The sequence below is a fragment of the Aerococcus sp. L_32 genome (genome assembly GCF_050689315.1).
In genome coordinates, this window is sequence record NZ_JBOEQF010000465.1 from 1 (window position 1) to 1,478 (window position 1,478).

The following is a 1,478-nucleotide window of genomic DNA, read 5'->3' on the forward strand; positions in this document are numbered from 1 at the left end:
ATAAATGCAATACCGCATGCTCTGCCCCACCTATATACAAGTCCACATTGTACCAGTAGTCTAAAGCTTCTTTAGAAGCAAATTCATTTGAATTTTTAGGGTCGATATAACGTAGGAAGTACCATGATGAACCTGCCCATTGTGGCATTGTGTTTGTTTCACGGCGGCCTTTCATACCTGTTTCAGGATCAGTGACATATAACCAATCTTCAATATTGGCTAACGGAGATTCACCTGTACCAGATGGTTTAATGTTGTCAGTTTTTGGTAAACGAACTGGTAGCTCATCTTCTGGAACTGCAGTTGTTGTGCCATCTTCCCAATGGATAATTGGAATTGGTTCACCCCAGTAACGTTGACGAGAGAAGACCCAGTCACGTAGACGGTATGTTGTTTGACGTTCACCGCGACCTGAAGCTGTTAACATTTCAATCGCTTTTTCAGTAGCTTCTGCAGTTTCTAAACCGTTTAATTCACCTGAATTAATGTGAGGACCGTCTCCAGTATATGCTTCAACAGCAACATCTCCACCTTCAATTACCGGTTGAATTGGTAGGTTGAATTGTTTAGCGAATTCATAGTCACGACTATCATGGGCAGGAACCGCCATAACAGCACCCGTACCATATGAAGCTAAAACATAGTCTGCAACCCAGATTTCAAATGGTTCACCAGTTAATGGGTGGATACCGTAAGCACCGGTGAATACCCCAGTTTTTTCTTTGGCTAAATCTGTCCGGTCTAAGTCAGATTTCATTGAAGCTGCAAGTAAATAAGCTTCCACTTCTTCACGTTGCTCTTCAGTCACGATTTGACGCACCAGGTCATGTTCAGGTGCTAAAACAGCGAAAGTTAAGCCGTAAATAGTGTCTGGACGCGTCGTAAAGGCATCAAAAGTTAAGTCGTGATCTTTAATATCGAAAGTTAATTGCGCACCTTCTGATTTACCAATCCAGTGACGTTGCATTTCAACAACTGAATTTGGCCAGTCAACATTTTCCAATCCATCTAATAAACGGTCAGCGTAAGCAGTAATCCGTAATACCCATTGTTTCATTGGTTTACGAACGACTGGGTGACCACCACGTTCTGACTTTCCGTCGATGACTTCTTCATTGGCTAGTACTGTTCCTAAAGCTTCACACCAGTTAACCAAGATTTCGTCTTCGTAGGCTAAACCTTTTTCATATAATTTAGTGAAAATCCATTGTGTCCATTTGTAGAATTTTGGATCAGTTGTATTGATTTCACGGTCCCAATCATAAGAAAAACCTAGTGATTTGATTTGACGTTTGAATGTGGCGATATTTTTCGCAGTGAAATCAACTGGATCATTCCCAGTGTCTAATGCATATTGCTCAGCTGGTAATCCAAACGCATCCCAGCCCATTGGGTGCAAGACGTTATAGCCTTGTGCACGTTTATAACGAGACATAATATCCGTTGCAGTATACCCTTCTGGATGCCCTACGTGTAGT

Annotated in this window: 1 protein-coding gene; it reads right to left on the minus strand. The window is 41.8% G+C overall.

Annotated features, from left to right (window positions below):
• A partial coding sequence (leuS, locus tag ACRCJ0_RS13915) for a leucine--tRNA ligase (protein WP_431390823.1) occupies positions 1–1,478 on the minus strand: 1,478 nt, incomplete at both ends.